The following is a 22,393-nucleotide window of genomic DNA, read 5'->3' as shown; positions in this document are numbered from 1 at the left end:
GCGCCCGGCAACGGGCGCTAATTTAGTTTGAGGCAATCAGATGGCTATGACAGTCCATTGCGATATCGTCAGTGCGGAAGGAGAAATCTTTTCCGGCCTGGTCGAGATGGTGATTGCGCACGGTGCACTGGGTGATCTTGGTATCGCCCTGGGCCACGCGCCACTGATCACTAATCTCAAGCCTGGCCCGATCCGCCTGGTCAAGCAGGGCGGGGAAGAGGAGGTGTATTACATCTCCGGTGGTTTCCTCGAGGTTCAGCCGAACATGGTCAAGGTTCTTGCCGACACCGTGCAACGAGCTGCCGACCTGGACGAAGCCTCCGCTCAGGAAGCCGTTAAGGCTGCCGAGAAGGCCTTGCATGAGCGGGGCGCGGAATTCGATTACGGTTCTGCTGCCGCACGTCTGGCCGAGGCTGCAGCTCAGCTGCGCACCGTCCAGCAGATCCGCAAGAAGTTCGGCCACTAACAGGCCATCACTTGTTGCGCGATTGATTAAAAAGGGTAGCCTCGGCTACCCTTTTTTCTTTTCCGAATTTAATAAACCTGGTCACAGCCGCTGACCACCCCAGGATTGGTAGCCAGTCATGTCTCTTGAAATCGTTATCCTCGCTGCTGGTCAGGGCACTCGCATGCGTTCGGCATTGCCGAAAGTGCTGCACCCGATTGCCGGCAACTCGATGCTTGGCCACGTTATCCACAGCGCTCGACAACTTGATCCACAGCGCATCCACGTGGTGATTGGCCACGGTGCCGATGCCGTTCGTGAGCGTCTGGCGGCGGATGATCTGAATTTTGTCCTGCAGGACAAACAGCTGGGTACTGGTCATGCGGTAGCTCAAGCCGTGCCATTCATTGAGTCCGACACCGTTTTGATTCTTTACGGCGACGTGCCGTTGATCGAAGTCGAAACCCTTCAGCGCCTGCTCAAGCACGTTGCACCGCAGCAATTGGGTTTGCTGACCGTCGAACTGGACGACCCGACCGGCTATGGCCGCATCGTCCGCGATGGCGCCGGCAAGGTCACGGCGATCGTCGAGCAAAAAGACGCCAGCGAAGCCGAGCGCTCGATCACTGAAGGCAATACCGGCATCCTGGCGCTGCCGTTCGCGCAGTTGGGTGGCTGGATGAGTCGTCTCTCCAACAACAACGCCCAGGGCGAGTATTACCTGACTGACGTGATTGCCATGGCGGTCAGCGACGGTTTGGTCGTGGCGACCGAACAGCCTCACGACGCCATGGAAGTGCAGGGCGCCAACGATCGCAAGCAGCTCTCTGAACTTGAGCGTCACTATCAATTGCGCGCGGGTCGTCGTTTGATGGCTCAAGGCGTGACCCTGCGTGACCCGGCGCGTTTCGACGTGCGTGGTGAAGTCACCGTCGGCCGCGATGTGCTGATCGACATCAACGTGATCCTCGAAGGCAAAGTCGTCATCGAAGACGACGTGGTGATCGGTCCGAATTGCGTGATCAAGGACAGCACTCTGCGTAAAGGCGTGGTGATCAAGGCCAACAGTCATATCGAAGGCGCCATTCTTGGAGAAGGCAGCGATGCCGGACCGTTCGCTCGCCTGCGTCCCGGCACAGTCCTGGAGGCTCGCGCCCATGTGGGTAACTTTGTCGAGCTGAAAAACGCGCATATGGGCGAAGGCGCCAAGGCCGGTCACCTGACCTACCTGGGCGATGCCGAAATCGGCGCGCGCACCAACATCGGCGCCGGCACCATCACCTGCAACTATGACGGCGCCAACAAGTGGAAAACCGTCCTGGGTGAGGATGTGTTCATCGGTTCCAACAACTCATTGGTGGCGCCTGTGGATATCTCCAGCGGTGCGACCACCGCCGCCGGCTCGACCATTACGCAAAATGTGGATAACGCACAATTGGCTGTGGGCCGTGCACGCCAGAAGAACATTGACGGCTGGAAGCGGCCGGAGAAAATCAAGAAGAGCTGAGTTATCCACAGATCTTTTTGTCGCGTCTCGCTTGACGAAGTTTCGCCGATAGGTTTTGATTGCTTCCGTTATCTTTCGAATCGAAACTTACTAAGCCATGTCGAAACGCAATACTCCCCAACGTCGTCACAATATCCTCGCCTTGCTCAATGAGCAGGGCGAAGTCAGTGTGGATGAGCTGGCCAAGCGTTTCGAAACTTCGGAAGTTACGATTCGCAAGGATCTGGCGGCGCTCGAAAGCAATGGCTTGTTGCTACGCCGTTACGGCGGTGCCGTCACCATGCCTCAGGAATTGGTGGCCGACATCGGTCAGCCAGTCTCCAAATACAAGCAGGCCATCGCCCGCGCTGCCGTCACGCGAATTCGCGAGCATGCACGGATCATCATCGACAGCGGCAGCACGACCGCTGCGATGATCCCCGAACTGGGGCAGCAACCTGGCCTGGTGGTGATGACCAATTCCCTGCACGTCGCCAACGCCCTGAGCGAACTCGAACACGAACCGGTGCTGTTGATGACGGGCGGCACTTGGGATCCGCACTCCGAATCCTTTCAGGGGCAGGTCGCCGAGCAGGTTCTGCGCTCGTACGATTTCGACCAGTTGTTCATCGGCGCCGATGGCATCGACCTGGTACGTGGAACCACCACCTTCAATGAATTGCTGGGACTGAGCCGGGTCATGGCCGATGTCGCCCGCGAAGTGATCGTGATGGTCGAGGCCGATAAGATCGGCCGCAAGATTCCCAACCTGGAACTGCCCTGGAGCAGTGTCCATACCCTTATTACCGATGATCGCCTGCCGCTTGAGGCACGGGATCAGATTCAGGCCCGCGGCATCACTTTGATTTGCGCGGCTGTCAGTCAGGAGAAATAGCATGTGTGGAATTGTCGGCGCAGTCGCAGAACGTAACATCACCGCCATCCTGCTCGAAGGCCTCAAACGCCTCGAATACCGTGGCTATGACAGCGCCGGTGTGGCGATCTTCACCAACGATGCAAAGCTTGAGCGCATGCGTCGTCCAGGCAAAGTCAGCGAGCTGGAACTGGCACTTGAAGCCGAGCCGCTGATCGGTCGCCTCGGTATCGCTCACACTCGCTGGGCCACACACGGTGCGCCGTGCGAGCGTAATGCGCACCCGCATTTCTCCGGCGATCTGGCAGTGGTGCACAACGGCATCATCGAGAACCATGAAGCCCTGCGCGAACAACTCAAGGCGCTGGGTTACGTGTTCACCTCGGACACCGACACCGAAGTCATCGCCCATCTGCTGAATCACAAACTCAAGGATCTGAAGGATCTGACCGTGGCGCTCAAGGCCACCGTGAAAGAGCTGCACGGTGCTTACGGTCTGGCCGTGATCAGTGCCGATCAACCGGATCGCCTGGTCGCTGCCCGCAGTGGCAGCCCGTTGGTGATCGGACTGGGTCTGGGGGAAAACTTTCTCGCCTCCGACCAGTTGGCCCTGCGTCAGGTCACTGACCGTTTCATGTACCTGGAAGAAGGCGATATCGCCGAAATTCGTCGAGACAACGTGCAGATCTGGGACGTCAGCGGCAATGCCGTCACCCGTGAAACCGTACAGTACCGTGACGGCGCCGAAGCGGCTGACAAGGGCGAATTCCGCCACTTCATGCTCAAGGAAATCCACGAACAACCGGCTGTTGTGCAACGCACCCTCGAAGGTCGTCTGAGCCCGAACGGCGTGCTGGTACAGGCGTTCGGCCCACAGGCCGCCGAGTTGTTCGCCAAAGTGCGTAACGTGCAGATCGTCGCTTGCGGCACCAGTTATCACGCCGGCATGGTTGCCCGTTACTGGCTCGAAGAACTGGCCGGCATTCCGTGCCAGGTCGAAGTCGCCAGTGAATTCCGCTACCGCAAAGTGGTGGTGCAGCCCGACACCCTGTTCGTGACCATTTCCCAGTCCGGCGAAACCGCCGACACGCTGGCTGCGCTGCGCAACGCCAAGGAACTGGGTTTTCTCGCCAGCCTGGCTATCTGCAACGTCGGCATCAGCTCGCTGGTGCGTGAATCCGACCTGACTCTGCTGACGCATGCCGGTCGCGAAATCGGTGTCGCATCGACCAAAGCGTTTACCACTCAACTGGTCGGCCTGCTGTTGTTGACCCTGTCCCTGGGTCAGGTTCGCGGCACATTGGCTAAAGGCGTCGAAGCCACTCTGGTCGAAGAACTGCGTCGCCTGCCAACACGTCTTGGCGAAGCTCTGGCGATGAACAGCACCGTGGAAAAAATCGCCGAGTTGTTCGCCGAGAAGCATCACACGCTGTTCCTCGGTCGTGGCGCGCAGTTCCCGGTGGCGATGGAAGGTGCCTTGAAACTCAAGGAAATCTCCTACATCCACGCCGAAGCCTATCCCGCCGGCGAGCTGAAACACGGCCCGTTGGCGCTTGTGGATAACGACATGCCTGTGGTGACCGTGGCGCCGAACAACGAACTGCTGGAGAAGTTGAAGTCCAACCTTCAGGAAGTCCGCGCCCGTGGCGGCCAACTGATCGTCTTCGCCGACGAGCAGGCCGGCATGACCAACGGCGAAGGCACCCATGTTGTGCACATGCCGCACATCCACGACATCCTGTCGCCAATCCTCTACACCATTCCGCTGCAGTTGCTGTCGTACTACGTCGCGGTATTGAAAGGCACGGACGTTGACCAGCCGCGTAACCTGGCGAAATCGGTGACGGTGGAATAAGTTATCCACAGCTGAAACAAGGGGCTGGTTTCTAACAATAAAGATTGACACAAAACAATAAAGATTGACACGACGCAACATAGATTGACACAAGGCCGAAACCCCCGTATCTACGGGGGTTTCCATTTTTGGGCTGAGCCGTCGGTCTAGATTCTCCGCTTCTTCCCGCTCCGGGAGTAGGCTAAAGAGCGCTGTACCATCGGCAGATGGTGGACGATTTTTTCCTATAACTATTTTCAGGGCGAGGAGAGGCGGTCCCGGCGGACGAAGGAGGTAGCATTGCGCGGTCGTAGGTTTTCGTCTGAGACAGATATTCAGCGGCATATTACGAATGGATTCGGTAGCGGTGCTGGTGCCAGTTATCTGCCCTGGCTGCGCGTCCAAGACGTGCCTTCCAGAGGACGCTCCCATAAGATCCAAGGTGTGAAGATCGATCGCCTCCATCACCTCTTTTCTGACCTAGAACGCGCCTATTTTTTGGTATGTGAATTTTCGGAAGATGTTGTGGATATACGCGAGCAGTATCCATTGCTGCCGCGAGAAAGTGCTCAAGCAATCGCTAGCTCTATCGGAGTGCGATACCCCAGGTATCCGAAGACAGTGCTTCCTTACGTCATGACCACGGATTTTTTATTAACAATAAAAAAGCCCGATGGCAGCTTTAAATCCGTAGCACGAACAATCAAATACCGCAGCGACCTCGAAGGCAAACAAGCCAGGAGAACGTTGGAAAAACTTGAGATCGAAAAGCGTTTCTGGGCTGGTCAACACGTTGATTGGGCCATTGTCACTGAAGAAATGTTCAGTCCCGATTTGATCAAAAACTTAGGCTTGCTCAGGAAATTCGCTCAGCTGCCGCGCGCTTTGGTAGAGCCCTCATTACATTCAGATTTTCTGGAGCACTTAGCTAGCTGCCGTCCATACCCTTGGAGTACTGCTGAAAGTCTGCGAAAGATTGCCGCACGTTTATTTATCTCCTATCAAGATTCTCGGGCTTTATATCATCACCTGATATGGTCCAAGTCGATCAACGTAGATTTGGTTGGTACTCCCATTCAAATGACTGCACTACTACCAACCTTTGAAATCATCGAAAACCCAATAAAAATTTCACTGGCGGCGGAGGGCTTATCATGAAAGTCCAAGTCAATGATATTTTTGAACCGGTCACTGAGTTTTCCGTCGTGCCTGGTATCGTTAGGGTCTTGTATCTCAGTGAGCGATACGATGCGGTAGTTTTGATCCAATTAACGGACCCGCCACGCCAACCGATTGGTTTGGGCTTGGAAGAGCTTCGCGGCTCTGTCATAGCAGGCGATACGAAGCCATCCAAGGTTGTTACGCCTGAGTTTCTCTTAGTGCTAGAGGATGACCTGGATGAGAAAAAGAAGCGGGAAAGGGATGAAAAGTGGAACATCATCGCTCCCCTGATCGACTCAGATTACCCAGGTCAGATATTTGCTCCCGATGAGATGGGGCGAATGGTGGGCGCTAGAGCTGTTGAGCTTGGCATGCAGCGCAAGAGTATCTATCGACTTCTGTACCGTTACTGGATCAATGGCCAGGTTCGAAATGCGCTCTTGAAAAACTACGCGGGCGTCGGAGTTCCTGAGCGCAAGTATGATCCCGCAAAACCGCCCGGCAGAAAACCACGATACCAAGGTATTGCCGTTTCGCCGACCAAGCTTATTGATGCCGTGGATAAGCGCTGTATCCGTGTCGGTTACTCGTTATTCGTGGGGGATAAGACTTCTACGATAACCAGCGCCTATGTCGAGATGCTTAGAAGGTTCTACACAGCGAAAGACCTTTCGAAAAATCCAGAATCGGGTGGTCGCCTCCTACCCGATTCGGAAATTCCTTCCTTCAGGCAGTTCGATTATTGGGGAAAGCAATATTTCGACGAAGTTGAAACTGAACGCGGGCGTAAGGGAATGCGGAAGTGGCTAAAAGATTGCCGCCCCCTTTCTGGAACCGTGCGTGACTGGCTTCGTGGCCCCTGCCATCAGTTTGAGATCGATGCCACCATTGCTGACATTTATCTCGTGAACGGCTACTCCAGGCGGATGCTCATTGGACGGCCGGTGGTGTACGTCGTCATCGATAGCTTCTCCGGCATGATCGTCGGTCTCTACATCGGGTTGGAGGGGCCGAGCTGGAACGGAGCCAGGCAAGCGCTGTTCAACGCTTTCACTTCGAAGGTTCAGTTTTGCGCTACCAACGGGGTCACAATCGATCCCGAAGAATGGGCCTGTCACCACCTCCCGCATCACATCTACGCTGATCGAGGCGAGATGTTGGGGAAAGCAGCTGAAGGTCTTGCCACTGGCCTGAATATCGAGCTGGGAATCGCTCCGCCTTACCGGCCGGACTGGAAGTCGATGGTGGAGAGTCGGTTCGGTATCCTGAACGATTTGACGGGCATCAGGTGGCTACCAGGTGGCGTAGCGGCCAGGGAGAAGGAGCGTGGCGAGCGAGATTACCGACTCGACGCGACGCTGAGCATGAAAGAGTTCACTAAGATCATCATCCAGTGCGTCCTTCACTATAACCGCTTCAACCGGCAGCCCGACAGGCTCACTCAAGAGATGATGAACGACGGTGTCGACCCGACGCCGGTAGGTATTTGGACTTGGGCGTTGGAAAATGGCCACGTCGAACCAAACAATCATCCCGACGAGCTGGTCTATCTCCATTTGCTTCCGCGCGAGCAAGCAACGGTGCAAAAGGGTGGTGTGCTATTCCGAGGGATGCACTATGTCTGTGATGTAGCGATCGAGAACAACTGGTTTGCGAAAGCCCGTAGCCGCGGGGTTTGGTCTATAGAGTGTTGGTATGATCCAAATTCCGCGGCACATATTTGGATCCGGGGCGACAACAAACAGTTCATCCGTTGCGATTTGCGTAAGTCCGATCACAAGTATGCTGATTATCGATCCGATGAAATTTTCGACCTGCTCGAAGCTTACCGCCAGGCTCCACCGGCTCATAAACGCGCTGAGTTGGAGAGTCGGATTTCGCTTCTAGAGGAGGTTAATCAAATCGTCAGTGGTGCGATGGCTGAGCGAAAAGAAGAGCCAGTCCCTGCGACCAAGGCCGAGATGATTGGAAATATTCGTGAGAACCGCGCTGTTGAACGCCTCAAGGAGCGGGAGACCGCCCATGTGCCAGAGGGTGTGAGGATTGACCCGCCTGGGCAGAAGGCAGAGACCGCCCCAGAACGCTCGGAGAACTTTGCCGGCCCTCGCAGCGCTCAGGTCATCGATATGCTCAAACGACTCCGCCCAGGACAAAACTAATGAAAGGCGCCCAAGTTTTCGCAAGCTACACCAAGCAGGCGATAGCGGACTACGCGGGAAATCCGCTCATCGAAGCGCTGCCACCTATCTTCTCAGAAGAGGTAGCAATCCAACTGATCTCGAATTTTCCCCGTCCTGTTGATCCAGAAGAGCTCGCCCTTGACCGTTCGACTCGGATCCACTGTATCGACCGGTTGAGGACGGTGGTTCAGCCTCTGATTGTCCACATGGATCTGGAGTCCGTATTTTCATTGCTGGTCCGACGAGGGTACGTCGGACGCAACCCGACTTCTCCAGACACTGTCAGACATCTACACTCGCTTTCGGGTGCACAGCGCTACCACGATGGATTCAAGTCCACTGCCGAAACGTTCAGTCTGGTTGGCCTTAGTGGCATTGGGAAGTCCACCGCCCTCGAAGCCATTTTGAGTCTCTACCCTCAAACGATCCGACACGAGCGTTATGAAGGAAAGCAGTTCGTTCATACCCAGATCACCTGGCTCAAGCTTGACTGCCCCCGAGATGGGTCGCTGGCAGGCTTCTGTCAGCAATTCTTCTATGCGGTCGGGCGAGCGTTAGGTGATGAGGATTACTACAAGCGGCATCGGGCTCGGAACATCAATGACTCGTTGCAACAAATGGAGCAGGTTGCGAGTACATTTTTCATCGGCGCTCTGTTGATCGACGAACTACAGAACCTGCACCTGGCGAAAACTGGGGGCAAGGACAACATGCTGAATTTCTTCCTCCATCTAGTGAACAACATCGGCATTCCCGTGGTGTTCATCGGGACAAATTCGATGATTAGCCTATTTTCGGACGTCATGCGCAACGCACGGCGTTGCTGCGGCGTCGGGGTACTCGAATTTAAACGCTTTGAGAAGGACGATGACGAGTGGCGAATGCTCGTTGAAAACCTCTGGAGCTATCAGTGGTACCAGCAGCCGGTCGAACTGACCGAAGAAGTGTTTGATGCGCTGTATGAGCATACACAAGGCGTCACCGACTTTTTGGTGAAGCTTTTGGTGCTCAGTCAGAGGTATGCGATCCAGAGTGGTTCGGAATGCGTTACCGCCGAGACAATCGCGTTGGTGAGCAACACCAAGATGCAAATATTGAAGCCAGCTTTGTCCGCCCTGCGAAGCCGAGATCCGAAACGGATGCGGCAGTTCGACGATTTGCTTCCGATTGAAGACCAACTAAGCGACATGATGGCGTTCGATGGTTTGGCTCGGCCGGAGCGACTGGCGTTGCTGCGCAGTGTCATCAGTCGCAGCGACAATAGTGCCCCAAAGCCTAATGCGGCGCCCGTTAACCCACTCAAATCGCAGCCTCCTTCGGCGGTGGCGGTTGAGACGTCAGAGGCACAGGCGTTAAGTGAAAGTGAAGACTCCATTGAGGCGTTGAAGAGCGCCGGTTGGATAAACAGAGATCTATTTGAGTTCTCTCCGTTGTATCGGAAGGGGTGAATAAAAGGTGACGAAATGGGGCTCAAATTCCATTTCTTTCCGGCCGTGTTTCACGATGAGACGCTTCACAGCGTCCTTTCAAGATACGCCCGGCTCTGTGGCGTACGTAGCTGCGGAGCAGTTTTCGATGGAGCGCAGTCCGCAAACTTCTTCTCGCAGAACGTGGCTTTTCCATGTCGACTAGCTGAGCTTGCCGAGGCGCTGCCGTGCGGCACAGGCTTATCGCTAGCCGGGGTTATAAAGCGCCATACGCAGCTGCCCTACTACGAACCTTTTTTGACCCAGCAACAAGTGGACGACGCCAATACCTTGATGGCGGGAAATGGCGAGGGGTTGATGCTAAGGTTGGGGTTAATCGCGAGTCGACTCGAGTTCGCTTCGAGAGTGCGATTGTGCTTCGACTGTATCAACCAGGACATGGCCTGTGTGGGAGCAGCGTACTGGCACCGTGTGCATCAGCTTCCAGGCGTTTTGATCTGTCCACACCATGGAACCCCGTTGAAGTTCCTTGATTACCGCTGGTTGAGCCGAAATTCTCGAAGAATGCACTTGCCGGACGATGAGGACGTTCAGTCTCACTCCATTTCGTTAGACATCCCTCAAAATCTACAAAGTGCTCTGCACGAAATAGCACGGCGTTCGATGCAGGTGCTTGAGACCGATGTTCCTCCATTATCTCCTGATGCGATTCGATCGGTGTTTCTGGATAGCGCTATTGCCTTGGAAATGGCTTCCGACACTGGTCGGCTGCACTTAGGCAGATTGGCGCGGCACATGTCTGCGTTCTTTGAGGCTCTCCCCTCCTTAGGGGAGTACTCGATACTGAGCAAATCGTCTGCGGATATACCGGCGGCCTGGGTTGTGAAGCTTTTGCGTAAGCCGAGGGGCACCCATCATCCGCTGAAATTTATCCTGCTGGCCTGCGCGCTGAAGGTCGACATGGAAAGGATACTGCGGCAGAACGGGCCTATTACCGGGCCGCTTAACCGAACAGGCAATACCGAAACTTCTAGGGATAGCGCGGCCAACGGACCTCAAATCCATGGGGCAAGCGCCAATGAGTATATGAGTGAGGCATCTGAAGCGATCTGGACGCGGGCACTCTCGGGGGCTGACGCGAAGACCATAGCGTCAGAAACGGGGAGCTCGGTTGCGTGCGTTTACCGAGCGATACGCACGATTTCGGATGGACCAGGCCGATGGAAAGAGGCGAGGCTTTCGAAACAGCTGGGTGATAGGAGGAATCGATTTGAGGGGGACTACATAGCTCGCCTAGCTCATGAGTGTCGAGATTATGTGTGGCTTCATCGAAACGATCGGCAATGGCTGTCCGAGCGTACACAAGAGCTAGGTAAAGCCCACAGACCATGTGGACAGCAGGCAGAAAGATTCAAAGACCTCGACCGTAACCTTGCCAACGAAGTGGTTCAATGCGCTGAAATGTTACGAACGCTTCCAGGAAAACCTGTCCGTATCTCACGGACAAAAATAGGCAGAGAGCTTCATATGTTGTCTAGGTTTGAAAAACAGCTCAACAAGCTGCCGCACTGTGCAGCTGCCCTAGCAGCCGAATGCGAAACCCTGGATGCATTCCATAGGAGGCGTTTGAGCTGGGCAGAGCGTAAGCTAAAACTGGACGGCAAACCAATTACTCAATCATCGATATATCGAACAGCGTGTATCAGAAAACCGCGCACAGGGGGACTGCATTCTGATTCTCGTATGGATATTGTTCTGTAACTCCGTCGCCAGAAGCCCCGTAAATGAGCAGTGCGTAGATTCCCTGTGTGAGGTTTTGGCGAAGCAATACACGAAGGGTATTTATATGTGTTCGGTATTATATTGTGAAACCGAATAAAAATGGGCTGATTTTTTAAAGTAGTAGTTGGTGGCTGTTAGCTACTGTGTTGCGTTCATAAAAATCCTTGCCTGGGTACAGGGTGATATGTGATAAAAGTACTCCTTCACAGGACTTGCGTCCTACCTGAACCCACGCTAGAAAGTCGGCTAATCATGTCCAGCATTCTTTTTTTTCCAATATCGATGCCCGACGAGACCCTGTTATCTCGTATTACGAGGTACCATTTTTTGTCCGGAAACAAAACCGAGGCAGAAACGTTTCGTGATCTTTTTGACGTTGCCCCATTTCAACTTTCGTTTATACCAAAGCAATTAGGGAATCTTGCGTCTCGATTACCTGGAGTTAAAGAAAGCAACTTTAATGAATTGCTTGAAATTAATACTTATTTTCCTGCATACAAGCCTTTTATAGGGTTATCAAAAGACCCATCTAAGGAACGGGACAGAGTTTTGTCAGATGTTGCTCGTGTGCCTAGGTGGGAGGGCACTAAAAATAGCAGAGCAAAGATTTGCTTAGCCTGTGTGCAAGCCGACATCATAGAGTCAGGTTACGCATATTGGCACCGAGCTCATCATGTACCGGGCGTTACGGCCTGCTGGCGGCACGGCGAGGAACTTCTTCAATCTTGTCCGAATTGTTCTCACCCTTTCTTTCGTAGAAACAAGTTATTACCTAATTTAACCGAAGATTGTGTTTGTGGGTGGAACGCTATTAAACCTGCGAACCGTTTACTAGCCTCATCTGAAGAACGAGAGTACGCAGTTTTTGTAAATGATATTCTGCAACGCAATCTGCCATCGGTGGATTATAAGATTTTGGCTGCCTGTTATCGACGTCAAGCAAAGAAGCGTGGGTTTGTTCATGGGAATCTGATTGGCACTGCTAAATTATTTAGCAGTATTCGTGATAAGTTTGGCGATGATACTATTTCGAAAATTGACCTAGCATACGCAGCCGGTATCCGACGTCAATGGATTCGGCTATCGACAACAAGAGGTCAAATCGATATGCCGCTGGCGCGGCATCTTCTAATATCTCTACATCTATTTGGTAGTGCAGAAAAATTTGAGAAATGCTTGGCAGAAGAGTCTCTACTTACTAGCTCGGCAAACCCGACGGTTCGTCTAAAAGAGAAAGCTTTGCCAGAAAGTAAAAAAAAGGCTTATCGAGAAAAAATCTCAATACTACTTGAGGTTAAGCCAGGTATTGGTATGGACTATCTTTGGGTCAATGCTTATCAAGTAACACGCTGGCTCAACGAAAACGATAAAGACTGGTTATTGAGTGAAATTACAAGGGACGTAAAGCAGAAGAACAGTGTCGAGTCGGTGGTGAGCGATGAGGACGAAAAATACGCAACTATTCTTAAAGAAGGCGTTGAGAATTTGTACCGCATCGCCCAAAAACAGGTTCGAGTAAATATCGGTAACATGCTTGCACTTTTGCCGCGAAAAGTAAGTAGGGAGCGTGCGACTCGTAAGTCTTTTCCGTTGGTGTCAGAACAACTTGAGCTTCATCTAGAATCTCTTTGGCATTTCCGGTTACGGAGAATGATATGGACGATGTCGGAGATCGCGAGGCTTAAGTTACCCCCAAACAGCTCCAGCTTAAAATTATTGACTACAGTACCTCATGTGGCTTGCCAAGCTCTCATAAATCACTTCGAGTGGGATTTAGACAACATGGTTAAGGAAGGTATTGATGGTGAAGTTATGCTTAGAAATACCGGCGTCTCGCGGCAATGGGAAGGGCCACCAGGTTATGATATTCCCATGGGTGGCAATGCATACATGGAGATGATCGCGTCCAATTCAAAGCTCTAGTAGATATTTTTATGGAATGGCACAGTACTGCTGTGGATCCGATGATCTCTGAGGCGTATTGCTGGGCAGTGGATGTCACTATTTATACCGACGCCAATTGCATATCGACGGGGCATTGGACGCGCCGATATCGCCCCACTCAATGCCGCAGACGTCAGCATTCATGACGCCCCGGCTTCACTCCCATTTGCACCGATCCCGAAGTGGGATTCAAGCATGGGCAATGGTATGACGTCGGTAACTGGCGTAAGCCACTCCAGCCGGCGACACCACCGATCGAAATAGTGGTGTTCAGTGAGGCGAGAGATACGTAGAGCTGTAGGTCTTGAAAACGTGAACCCGCGATCAGAGGTATCGCGGGGTGAATCAGACCATAGCGACCGGGCTAAGCATCAGCTTTCGAGGAGATGAGTCAAATTTTGCGTGCTGTTCATCGCGTTTAGACTAGGCGCTTTACGCGCAGCTATGCTGACTGGTGTGATTGATTATTCGACTCGATTTTTGAGGTGAGTCGGAGGGACGAATGAATCTGGCGGGCCTAGTCGAACTGCTTTCCGGTGGCGAAAGATTACCTGGATGTGAGCTAGCTCATTCAGACGCCGTGGCTCTGGTCGGATTTTACTTCCCTGGACGCGCCTATTGCCTAGTCGCTGATTGGACAGTGGTTGATATAGCGGTCTCCCCCCGTCAGTTAAAGGCCGTTGTGAGAAGAGGAGTCACTCCCACTTTGGTCAACGCTTTATGTGTTATCCACGATAGCAAAGGACGTTTCCCTCGCGGTCATTGGGTAAGAACTTCATTGGGGGTTTCGTTCACCCATGATTGCCTGTTCGAGACAAAAAACACCGTTTATGTGTTGATGGGACCCGGTCGAAGGGTACGAACAGACCTGGACGTCGCGCAGAGCCTGTACTGAAAGTCACTGGTGCGCAATGTGGCAGTCATCGACGTTCAGCGTTTTAGGTTTCGTCCGCCTCAGCCATCCCTATATTTTTCCGGTGCTTACCAAGACATAGTGTTGGCCACGTATCAGCAATCGCCCCCTAGAACCTGGCTGTATAAGGGGTGGCCTGTCTACTTCAGAGGAGCCGAGCGGCGTGCTTGCTATAATTCAAACGAATGATTCACACTCCCAGAATCCATCGGCGATGGCGGTGGTTTTCTAAGGTTAAGCGCAAATTCTAGCGGAGTGGCAACACATGACCATGCCCTGCGAGCGTACCCGGAGTATCGTCCAAACAGGCGAGTTCTTGCGTGAGCTGTCCAGAGATCAGACCCTCCCAGAATCTGTTCGTCAGCAGGCAAAACGCCTCCTGCGGCATTACCCAGAACCATGGGTGATCTTTGGGATCGGCTCCTTCGAAGAGTTGCTTCAAACAAAGGATCCGAGCGATCCAACGCGAGAGTTCGCGATAGTGGTCCACACTCCCCAGTTGAGCTCCAGCACTGACGGATAAGGTTGGAAAAACTTCCTCAGACTGAGTCTATGATAGAGACCATGGTCTGTGGCAATCCGAGATGGTGCTGTCCGCGCTTCAACGCTCCGACCCTCGTGTTGATGAACGGTATAGATCATTATGCTGTATGTATGTACAGTTAATGGGTTCTTACGGTCTTACTCATTGCCTAAGTGTTGAAGCCCTTGGGCGGTGTCACGTGCCGAGATAAGCCCTGAAGTTTGTTGGGTAAGGTGTTATTTTCAGTGATTCCATATTGATACTATCGGAACGGAATTCGACCTATGATCACACTGAAAACTGCCATTATTCACAGCTTCAAGAAGCTGGCCAAGACCAGCTATATCTCCGAGGTGGTCAAGAAGGATGTGGCGCTCGATACTGAAAATCCTGCGTTGCATTTTCTGGTCAATGGCATCCACGGCCTCATCGGCAAAGAAGGCAACAGCGTGGTCTATGGACAGTTTGCCAATGATGACCGTCAGGGGCCGTTTCCAGAGCGCTTCACCGCGTTCGTAGAAGTACAAGATGATAAAGCGCAATTTATCGACTTGACCCACTTGGCAATGGACCAACTGGTGGAGCAAGCCGGTAATCAAGTCTTGTCGACTGGTGGACACATCCTTTGCGCCCAGTACACCTCGGGCGCAACCGACTTTTTCCTGGTCGCCAGCATGAAGGAGCGCGGTGGTATTCAGCTGGACGAAAACTATGTGCCGAAGGAAATTCAAGAAGTCGATCTCAACAAGGTTCAGCAGGCCGCCAGGATCAACTTGGCTAGCTTCGTGGCCATAAAGGCTATGGCTGCTGCGGCCGCTGCTGCGCCTGAGCAGAATGAGGATGACGCGGAGGATGAAGTGGATTCAACCTACCTGTGCTTCATCAGCCGCGGCCGTGATAGTCAGGCATCTGACTATTTCATTTCTGCACTGGGTTGTGCGAAAGGAGTGGCCTCCGGACGCGCTACCAAAAATGCCATTGATAACATTGCCCGGTTTTTTCGCGACAACAAAGCGTTAAAAAGCTTTGGTTATAAGGCCAAAGAGGCGGTGATCAAATATCTGGAGGAGCAGTTGGCCGCAGGCAAGTCCGCGCGCCTGGACGCCATCTGCCACGTCGCTGTCGCACACGTACCCGCTGACTTAGTGGATGAAATCGTTGGGTTGAAGGATATTTGAATAGTGAGAAACATAAGGTGCCGGACGACTTTACGGTCAATGCGAAATCGCTGAAAGAGAAGACCCGTATCAAGGGGGACGCTGCTAACTGGTCGTTGCAATTCGAGCGTGGAGCGTTAGGTAAGGATCCGGCCGCAGACGTTTACTATGATGAGGGGCGGAAGAAGTTGACCCTGTCCAATCTGACTGCCGAACTGGTTGGTGTGATCGAGAAAGAATTGCTGGCTAGGGCTGGCTAAAAATGTTTTCCAATGTGGTAGCTCTCTACCGTGCCCTCGGAGCGCCCACCATTGAGGATGGGGTCATCCGCTATGAGGGGAGGCCAACGCCCGACATTATCGGTGCGTTGCGAATGTGTGATGACCTGCCCGCAGCCTATGGCAAGTTCGAGCATTGCTCTGAAGAAGCTGACTCTCTCGATATTGAGTTTCGCTTGCCATCGAACGAGTCGGGCCGGTTCTACCCGAACTTAGGCGAGTTTGTCGCTCGCAATGGCTCATTGGGCAAGGGCCAATTTCCGAGTAACGTGTACATTGTTGAGCTCAGTTGGGCGGATAGTGATGACACCGAACCTTCGGCGATTAAGGCGCTCAGGCGCGTCTGCCGGCTGATCGAGCTGCTTGCACTGCTAGCGATCGGCGTCGACAAAGACAGCAGTCCAGATGGTTATAACCTGTTTTTTGCCTTGCCTCCTGATGGGGCTAAGCCTCCGAGAACTTTTCTGTTGCCTACCCAGGTTGACGTCAAGGTTCTTGACTATGAGCTCAACCACCTGAGCTTGTTGGAAGAAATACTCAATCGAAAAAACGAAAACAAGGCGCACCTCTCCGAACGAAAATTGATGATTCGGATGGCGGTGGCGAGCGTCATCGAGAAGTTTGAGAGCGAGCCGAATCTGTTCTTGGTGATCGTGCGGGAGTGGCGGGAGGTCCTCGCCACGTACCGTGCGAATCTGCAAACCTACGTCTATAGCTTCTCGTTTGAGAGAGCCCGGCGCGAGGTGGCCCAGGCTGAAATCGACTATGGCACTAAGCTTAGCGGGGTACTGGGCGACATCGCGGGCAAGATGCTTGCCCTGCCGATATCGTTGGCGGGTCTGGTTGTGCTGGAGAAAACAACCTCAAAATTCGAAGGTTTTATTCTTGTCCTTGGGCTGGCAGTGGTCTCTGTGGTTCTGCTTGCGATCTTGCACAATCAAATGCTGCAAACAGAGCGCCTGCTACACAGTTTCAATGTCATCTTCGATGATTTTAAGGACAAGATAAAAACCTATCCCCCAAAACTTCAGGGCTTGCTCAGGATCACCATCGACCAGGTCGACAAGCAGGGCCGAACGCTAACTGGGACCTTTCGCTTGCTGAAGGGGCTGTCCTTGCTGCCAATCGTCGGGGCTTTGCTGCTGGCCTCGATAAAATACTGGGACGATTTCGTATGGCTATTGATGACCATCCTATCGGTCGTGTTTTCCGCGCTCAACGTAGTCCCGAACTTTCTCAGCCCGTAAAGGCTTTGCCTCATTTCTATGGAAAATTTTAAGGTGAAATTGGATTAGTAAGTTCAAACTGTTGAATAATGATCCACGCTGTCTTCAATTGCTCGAGGAAAAAATTTATGCTCGCAACAAACAGGTGGCGGCTGAGCACGCAGCATCCTCAACGGAGCTGGAGCGTGCGGCGGTTTTCATAAAGGCAGCGCTTTGCGGGAAATCTGGCTTATCCCTCGGCCACGTCGTTTTCAATCGTTCAGTGATAAACGTTAAGAGAGGAAAACCCACCATTTGAAACTCCTGAGGCCATCACAGTTGGCGGTCAGCAGGAGGTTGCCACGTAGTCTACGTATTGAAGGTCCCGCGTCTTACATTAGCGACGAGAAATCCCAGATGAGCGATGAACTGAATGAGGAGGATATGCGCTTGGCGCTATTCGGCTCCCCAAAACAATCCGACCCCGTAGTACTCGCAAAGCCGCAGCCGAGTCCAACGTCCCGACTAAACTCTAAACCGCTATCACCGAAGCTGAGGGTGACACTGCATGTTACCAAGGACTTCGAAGGCGACGTGAGCGTATTCATTTATGATGCGAACACGCTGAGTACTCTTGTCGCGGAACAAGATGCAAAAAATGAAGCTAAAAAGAAGAAATTCAAATATTTCGATGTGGTCTCGGTCAAACCCATCCAGTAACTATCGTATCGTTAAAGAACGTGCTTCATTACACTGCTCTTGCTCCCTATGCAATACCACTGACCAGCCAGTTGTTTTCTTGCAGACATTCGTTTGCATGTAACTTGACCAGTATGCGCCGTAATAGGGACTGGCTGATAAAGTCCAAAAGAAACAACTCCAGCAGTATTAAAAAATACTCGGTTTTTTGAACAAGCGGATGGGAAACCTCCACAACACTACATCCTGAATATTTCCGCTATCGCTGTCTCATTTTGGTTAGCGGCGAGCGCCTTCCGGGTACAGCTATTGCCGCATCCCAACTTGACCGCGGTCACTGCTTGAATCATATAAGGCTGTGTGATGGTCAGATTGGTCAGGTGAGCCAAAAATATAAACAATCTCGGTTCGACTTCGCTGTGACGATGCATCGAGAACTGGTTTCAGCTCCTGAGCATGCGCACTTTCAGGTGTTGATTCGTGCTGCTGGTTAAGAGTACTCCTGAGAAAAGCCCTAGTAAAGGTAGAGCCACCCATCGGTTGGGGGCATGCCGAAAAAGTTAATTTTGAAAAAACAGGCGAACATTACAGAATTGTAATTGTTCAATCATCTCCCCGTTATCTTCAAATTGCAACGATACAAGTCGGCGACGATACGGGGGCAGAAACTGCTCCCGTAAACAATAATTCCAGCCGAAGAGCTTTCTAGTTCTGCCGAACCTAAGGAGTGATTAATGGATAACAATACGAAATTTTCGATGGCCGCTTTGGCGTTGGTTGTCAGTTCTGGGCCTTCTATAGTGTTTGCGGAGGAAAAGACTGGGGGGTTTATCGAAGACAGCAGCCTTACCGTGCTCAATCGAAATTTCTACTTCAATCGTGATCATCGTAACGGTCAATCAAGCCCCACGGGCAATGGCTACTCCGAAGCCTGGTCGCATGCGATTATCAGTAAGTTCGAATCCGGATTTACTCAAGGCACTGTTGGCGTGGGTGTCGATGCTTTCGCGATGATCGGGTTGAAGCTTGATACGGGTGACGGTCGTAATGGCGGTCGTAGCTCGTTCGATGTACTACCTGTCAACGGTGACGGCGAAGCTCGAGATGAATACACGAAAGTCGGTGGCGCGGCCAAAGTTCGCGCTTTTGACACTGTGGTGAAAGTCGGTGATGTATTTCCCGCCAACCCTGTCGTGGCGTCTGGCGACTCAAGGCTTCTACCGGAAAGTTTCCGGGGTGTGACCGCGACCAATACCAGCATCGAAGGACTGACTGTTCAGGGTGGTCGCCTGCATGCTATGAGTCAACCAGTCTCCAGCAATATGCGCGACAATTTCGCGACCTTCTATGCGGGCCCCGTTAATTCGCCTTGGGTCGGCTATTTCGGTGGCGACTACACTGTGAACAAGAATGTCATCGTTAGTCTTTACTCCAGCCGTCTCAAAGACGCCTGGAATCAATACTATGCTGGCACCGGGTTGAACTACTCCTTGTCTGATGAGCTTTCCGTATTCGGCGGTGTGAATTACTATAAGGCAGTTGACGAAGGGAAAAAACTGCTGGGCGAGTTCGACAACAATATTTGGAGCGCTAAAATTGGCGTGAAGTATGGTGCGCACTCACTTGCACTTTCTCACCAGCGAAATAATGGTAACGACGACTTCGACTATCTGCGTCAGTCGGATTCCATCTTTCTCGACAACTCAATCCAGTACAGCGACTTCAACTCGCCAAAAGAACGTTCATGGATGGTTCGTTACGACCTCGACATGAGCTCGTATGGCGTACCCGGCTTGTCGTTTATGACACGTTATGGTCGTGGCACCGACGCTGACTACTCCAACGCTAACGCAACATACATGCGGCGCGATGCGGACGGGAACCCGTTGACCGATCAGAAACGTTGGGAGCGCGACATCGAAGTAAAATACGTCGTTCAGACAGGTTCCTTGAAAGATATGTCTTTCCGCTTGCGGCAAGCGAACACCCGTGCAACCGCATTTGAATCGGATTTGGATGAAGTCCGTGTGATTGTTGAGTACCCACTAGCGATTCTGTAATACCTGAACGGGATGATTCGTTCTTGACGAATATCCCGTTTTCGATAGAAAGATTTCAAAAATGTAATTTTTCAATCATCTCCACGTTAACTTAAATTGCTTATAGTGAGTGGGAGTTAATAGGAACCTAGCTAGCGCATCTGGTTGGATTCCTATAGACAAGTAGCTAGTCTGTGAAAATCTGAAACTCATTGCTGTTCAGTTAAAGCTCCAAGCTCACCTTTAGAAGCTCCTTTGGAAAAAGGTGAATTTTTAAGACGTCCCTCGGGACGTCTTTTTTATGTGCGCCCAGCATGGGCGCAATCTTGTGGGTGAAAGTCCCGCCGTAAGCTGACCACAGCGAACGAAGTGAAGCGCAACTGCATGAGGGCGACCGAGTGTGGGGAGGAAGCGTGAATCGAAACCGCGAGCCGATGTACAAGAACCGGATACAAGGCGAAGCCGACCAGGGCGAGCGGGCATAAAACCGCGAAGCTCTTGTGGTCAAGGGTCAGGCAGCGTAAATCCGGCGGTTGTGCGGTGAAGGATTGCGTTCTTACCTGGGGAGATCTCGCCTTGTGCCTGAAAGGGCGACGGCGCGAGTCGGAGCGAGAAGTCAGCAGAGGCCGTAGTAGTCTTTTTTTTGACGAAGGGCCGAACGAGAGAAAGCGTCATAGGCCATGTTGATGCGAAAGACCGGAAGTCAGATGCCTGCCAAACGCGGGGCGGACGGAGATAACGAGCGGTGAAACCGTGAGAAATCCTGTCAGCGACGAGGTCAATCGCCCGCAAAATGAACCCGATAACGCAGGACAAGGGCTGCTGGAACGGGCCTTTGCGAGAGAAAACCTGAAACGGGCGTGGAAACGGGTCAAGGCCAACAAAGGTGCAGCGGGAGTCGACGGTCTGGATATTGATCAGACGGCCGAGTACCTGCTGACCCAATGGGCGGGGATTCGTGAACAGCTTCTTTCAGGAGTCTACCGGCCCAGTCCGGTACGGCGTGTGGTCATTCCCAAACCTGACGGCGGTCAACGCGAGTTGGGTATCCCAACGGTCACCGACCGTTTGATCCAACAAGCGTTGCTGCAAGCCTTGCAGCCATTACTCGATCCGACCTTCAGTGAACACAGCTACGGCTTCCGTCCGGGACGCTGTGCGCAGGACGCCGTTTTAGCGGCTCAGCGCTATGCCTCTTCAGGACGTAAAGTGGTGGTGGATGTTGATCTGGAGAAGTTCTTCGACCGGGTCGATCACGACATCTTGATGGATCGTTTGCGCAAACGGATTACGGATCAGGCGGTTATCCGGCTGATTCGCGCCTATCTGGATGCGGGAACGCTGATCAATGGCGTGGTCGAGAAAAGCCGCTGCGGGGCGCCGCAAGGCGGCCCACTGTCGCCGTTGTTGGCGAACGTGCTGCTGGACGAAGTGGATCGGGAGCTTGAACGCCGAGGCCATTGTTTCGTGCGCTATGCCGACGATGCGAACGTGTATGTGCGCAGTCAGAAGGCGGGGCAGCGGGTAATGGCCCTGCTGAGGCGGCTGTACGAAAAGCTGCACTTGAGCGTCAACGAGAGCAAGAGTGCAGTGACGAGCGCGTTTGGTCGCAAGTTTCTGGGCTATGAGTTGTGGTCAGCCCGAAGTGAAGTCAAGCGCGCGGTCTCTTATAAGGCGCAGAAACAGTTCAAGCAGCGTATCCGCTGGCTTACCCGGCGCTCCTGCGGGCGTAGCTTGCAACAGGTCGCAGATAATCTTCGGCCTTATCTTTTGGGCTGGAAAGCCTACTTCACGTTGTCGCAAACACCGGCAGTCTGGCGCAAGCTGGACGAATGGATACGACATCGACTGAGAGCGATCCAGCTCAGGCAGTGGAAGCGTGGCCCTACGATCTATCGAGAGCTGCGGACACTGGGGGCGAGCCAGCAGGTGGCGCAGAGGGTGGCCAGTAACTCTCATCGCTGGTGGCGTAATAGCCGTTTTGAGTTGAATCGTGTGCTGAATATTGCGTGGTTCGACAGGCTGGGATTGGCGCGCCTCTCATAACCTCAATCTCTCGAACCGCCCGGTGCGGACCCGCATGCCGGGTGGTGTGGCAGGGGAGCGGCCTATGAAGGCCGTCCCCTATGCCGATGCGTGCGCCAGGCATGGCGCGTTGCGCGCAAGCGCAACCAGCTTGGCTGTGTGGCCTCGCTGGTGACTTGGAGGTGAAAGTCCTCTACACACCCGGCAAGGGGAAGTGTTAGCCAGAGGCAAGGGTGTCGCGGGTGACCGCGAATCTGAAGGAAGCCCGAGGCAAAATGCTGGCCTGACGAACAGCAAGCGGATAGAGGCGGCGCAGCGGGGTAAAGGGGCGTGTTTCCCTAAAGCCCAATACTTGCACGGGACGCTGCGACGTAGATCCGACAGGCATAAGCAGGAAGGTCGCGCGAATTACCCTGGGAGA

General features: G+C 53.1%; 17 protein-coding genes and 1 pseudogene. All 18 read left to right on the top strand.

Going from position 1 to position 22,393, the window contains the following annotated elements; genetic code table 11:
• Positions 1–40 precede the first annotated feature (40 nt).
• Complete coding sequence (locus B723_RS05160) at positions 41–466, top strand: F0F1 ATP synthase subunit epsilon (protein WP_007969909.1); 426 nt, start codon at positions 41–43, stop codon at positions 464–466.
• 118 nt (positions 467–584) lie between these two features.
• Positions 585–1,952 (top strand): bifunctional UDP-N-acetylglucosamine diphosphorylase/glucosamine-1-phosphate N-acetyltransferase GlmU, encoded by a 1,368-nt coding sequence (gene glmU, locus B723_RS05155; protein WP_017341697.1) that lies wholly within the window; start codon positions 585–587, stop codon positions 1,950–1,952.
• 97 nt (positions 1,953–2,049) lie between these two features.
• Positions 2,050–2,826: a DeoR/GlpR family DNA-binding transcription regulator gene (locus B723_RS05150; RefSeq protein ID WP_017341696.1), complete on the top strand. Its 777-nt coding sequence runs from the start codon at positions 2,050–2,052 to the stop codon at positions 2,824–2,826.
• Between the two features lies 1 nt (position 2,827).
• Positions 2,828–4,660 carry a glutamine--fructose-6-phosphate transaminase (isomerizing) gene (gene glmS / locus B723_RS05145; RefSeq protein ID WP_017341695.1) on the top strand — a complete coding sequence of 611 codons (1,833 nt, stop codon included), beginning with the start codon at positions 2,828–2,830 and terminating at the stop codon, positions 4,658–4,660.
• A 279-nt stretch (positions 4,661–4,939) separates the two neighbouring features.
• The gene (locus tag B723_RS05140; RefSeq protein WP_017341694.1) at positions 4,940–5,797 is read left to right on the top strand and encodes a TnsA endonuclease N-terminal domain-containing protein; all 858 of its coding nucleotides are present in this window, start codon (positions 4,940–4,942) and stop codon (positions 5,795–5,797) included.
• Positions 5,794–7,959 (top strand): Mu transposase C-terminal domain-containing protein, encoded by a 2,166-nt coding sequence (locus tag B723_RS05135; protein WP_017341693.1) that lies wholly within the window; start codon positions 5,794–5,796, stop codon positions 7,957–7,959. Before B723_RS05140 ends, B723_RS05135 begins: the two co-directional genes overlap by 4 nt.
• The gene (locus tag B723_RS05130) at positions 7,959–9,428 is read left to right on the top strand and encodes an ATP-binding protein (RefSeq protein WP_017341692.1); all 1,470 of its coding nucleotides are present in this window, start codon (positions 7,959–7,961) and stop codon (positions 9,426–9,428) included. Before B723_RS05135 ends, B723_RS05130 begins: the two co-directional genes overlap by 1 nt.
• Positions 9,429–9,443: 15 nt before the next feature.
• Positions 9,444–9,917, top strand: a pseudogene (locus B723_RS33595) (TniQ family protein); the annotation flags it as partial.
• Positions 9,918–9,926: 9 nt separating this feature from the next.
• Positions 9,927–11,168 carry a TnsD family Tn7-like transposition protein gene (locus B723_RS05125; RefSeq protein WP_238588335.1) on the top strand — a complete coding sequence of 414 codons (1,242 nt, stop codon included), beginning with the start codon at positions 9,927–9,929 and terminating at the stop codon, positions 11,166–11,168.
• A gap of 273 nt (positions 11,169–11,441) precedes the next feature.
• Positions 11,442–13,112: a TnsD family Tn7-like transposition protein gene (locus B723_RS31945; protein ID WP_080370510.1), complete on the top strand. Its 1,671-nt coding sequence runs from the start codon at positions 11,442–11,444 to the stop codon at positions 13,110–13,112.
• Positions 13,113–13,635: 523 nt separating this feature from the next.
• Positions 13,636–14,028, top strand: coding sequence for a DUF6957 family protein (locus B723_RS34035; RefSeq protein WP_075946966.1), 393 nt, complete (start codon positions 13,636–13,638; stop codon positions 14,026–14,028).
• A gap of 283 nt (positions 14,029–14,311) precedes the next feature.
• Positions 14,312–14,569, top strand: coding sequence for a BPSL0761 family protein (locus B723_RS34030; RefSeq protein ID WP_017341689.1), 258 nt, complete (start codon positions 14,312–14,314; stop codon positions 14,567–14,569).
• A gap of 284 nt (positions 14,570–14,853) precedes the next feature.
• Positions 14,854–15,747 carry a nucleoid-associated protein gene (locus B723_RS05110; RefSeq protein WP_017341688.1) on the top strand — a complete coding sequence of 298 codons (894 nt, stop codon included), beginning with the start codon at positions 14,854–14,856 and terminating at the stop codon, positions 15,745–15,747.
• Positions 15,748–15,764: 17 nt separating this feature from the next.
• Positions 15,765–15,986: a nucleoid-associated protein gene (locus B723_RS33895; RefSeq protein WP_274521489.1), complete on the top strand. Its 222-nt coding sequence runs from the start codon at positions 15,765–15,767 to the stop codon at positions 15,984–15,986.
• Between the two features lie 2 nt (positions 15,987–15,988).
• Positions 15,989–17,251 carry a hypothetical protein gene (locus tag B723_RS05105; protein WP_017341686.1) on the top strand — a complete coding sequence of 421 codons (1,263 nt, stop codon included), beginning with the start codon at positions 15,989–15,991 and terminating at the stop codon, positions 17,249–17,251.
• 375 nt (positions 17,252–17,626) lie between these two features.
• On the top strand, positions 17,627–17,929 hold the full coding sequence (locus tag B723_RS05100) for a hypothetical protein (RefSeq protein ID WP_017341685.1): 303 nt from the start codon (positions 17,627–17,629) through the stop codon (positions 17,927–17,929).
• 713 nt (positions 17,930–18,642) lie between these two features.
• On the top strand, positions 18,643–19,968 hold the full coding sequence (locus tag B723_RS05090) for an OprD family porin (protein WP_017341682.1): 1,326 nt from the start codon (positions 18,643–18,645) through the stop codon (positions 19,966–19,968).
• Between the two features lie 732 nt (positions 19,969–20,700).
• A complete protein-coding gene (gene ltrA / locus B723_RS05085) occupies positions 20,701–21,993 on the top strand; it encodes a group II intron reverse transcriptase/maturase (protein ID WP_017341082.1) in 1,293 nt (430 codons plus the stop codon).
• The last annotated feature ends 400 nt before the right edge of the window (positions 21,994–22,393 follow it).

This window comes from Pseudomonas fluorescens NCIMB 11764, assembly GCF_000293885.2.
Taxonomy (GTDB): Bacteria; Pseudomonadota; Gammaproteobacteria; order Pseudomonadales; family Pseudomonadaceae; genus Aquipseudomonas; species Aquipseudomonas fluorescens_B.
This window is presented reverse-complemented; position numbering and strand designations above follow the sequence as displayed.

Bases quoted from the DNA above. Each gene is read 5' to 3' on its own strand.
- B723_RS05160 (WP_007969909.1), top strand. From the start codon at position 41: ATGGCTATGACAGTCCATTGCGATATCGTCAGTGCGGAAGGAGAAATC.
- glmU (WP_017341697.1), top strand. From the start codon at position 585: ATGTCTCTTGAAATCGTTATCCTCGCTGCTGGTCAGGGCACTCGCATG.
- B723_RS05150 (WP_017341696.1), top strand. From the start codon at position 2,050: ATGTCGAAACGCAATACTCCCCAACGTCGTCACAATATCCTCGCCTTG.
- glmS (WP_017341695.1), top strand. From the start codon at position 2,828: ATGTGTGGAATTGTCGGCGCAGTCGCAGAACGTAACATCACCGCCATC.
- B723_RS05135 (WP_017341693.1), top strand. From the start codon at position 5,794: ATGAAAGTCCAAGTCAATGATATTTTTGAACCGGTCACTGAGTTTTCC.
- B723_RS05130 (WP_017341692.1), top strand. From the start codon at position 7,959: ATGAAAGGCGCCCAAGTTTTCGCAAGCTACACCAAGCAGGCGATAGCG.
- B723_RS31945 (WP_080370510.1), top strand. From the start codon at position 11,442: ATGTCCAGCATTCTTTTTTTTCCAATATCGATGCCCGACGAGACCCTG.
- B723_RS34035 (WP_075946966.1), top strand. From the start codon at position 13,636: ATGAATCTGGCGGGCCTAGTCGAACTGCTTTCCGGTGGCGAAAGATTA.
- B723_RS34030 (WP_017341689.1), top strand. From the start codon at position 14,312: ATGACCATGCCCTGCGAGCGTACCCGGAGTATCGTCCAAACAGGCGAG.
- B723_RS05110 (WP_017341688.1), top strand. From the start codon at position 14,854: ATGATCACACTGAAAACTGCCATTATTCACAGCTTCAAGAAGCTGGCC.
- B723_RS05105 (WP_017341686.1), top strand. From the start codon at position 15,989: ATGTTTTCCAATGTGGTAGCTCTCTACCGTGCCCTCGGAGCGCCCACC.
- B723_RS05100 (WP_017341685.1), top strand. From the start codon at position 17,627: ATGAGCGATGAACTGAATGAGGAGGATATGCGCTTGGCGCTATTCGGC.
- B723_RS05090 (WP_017341682.1), top strand. From the start codon at position 18,643: ATGGATAACAATACGAAATTTTCGATGGCCGCTTTGGCGTTGGTTGTC.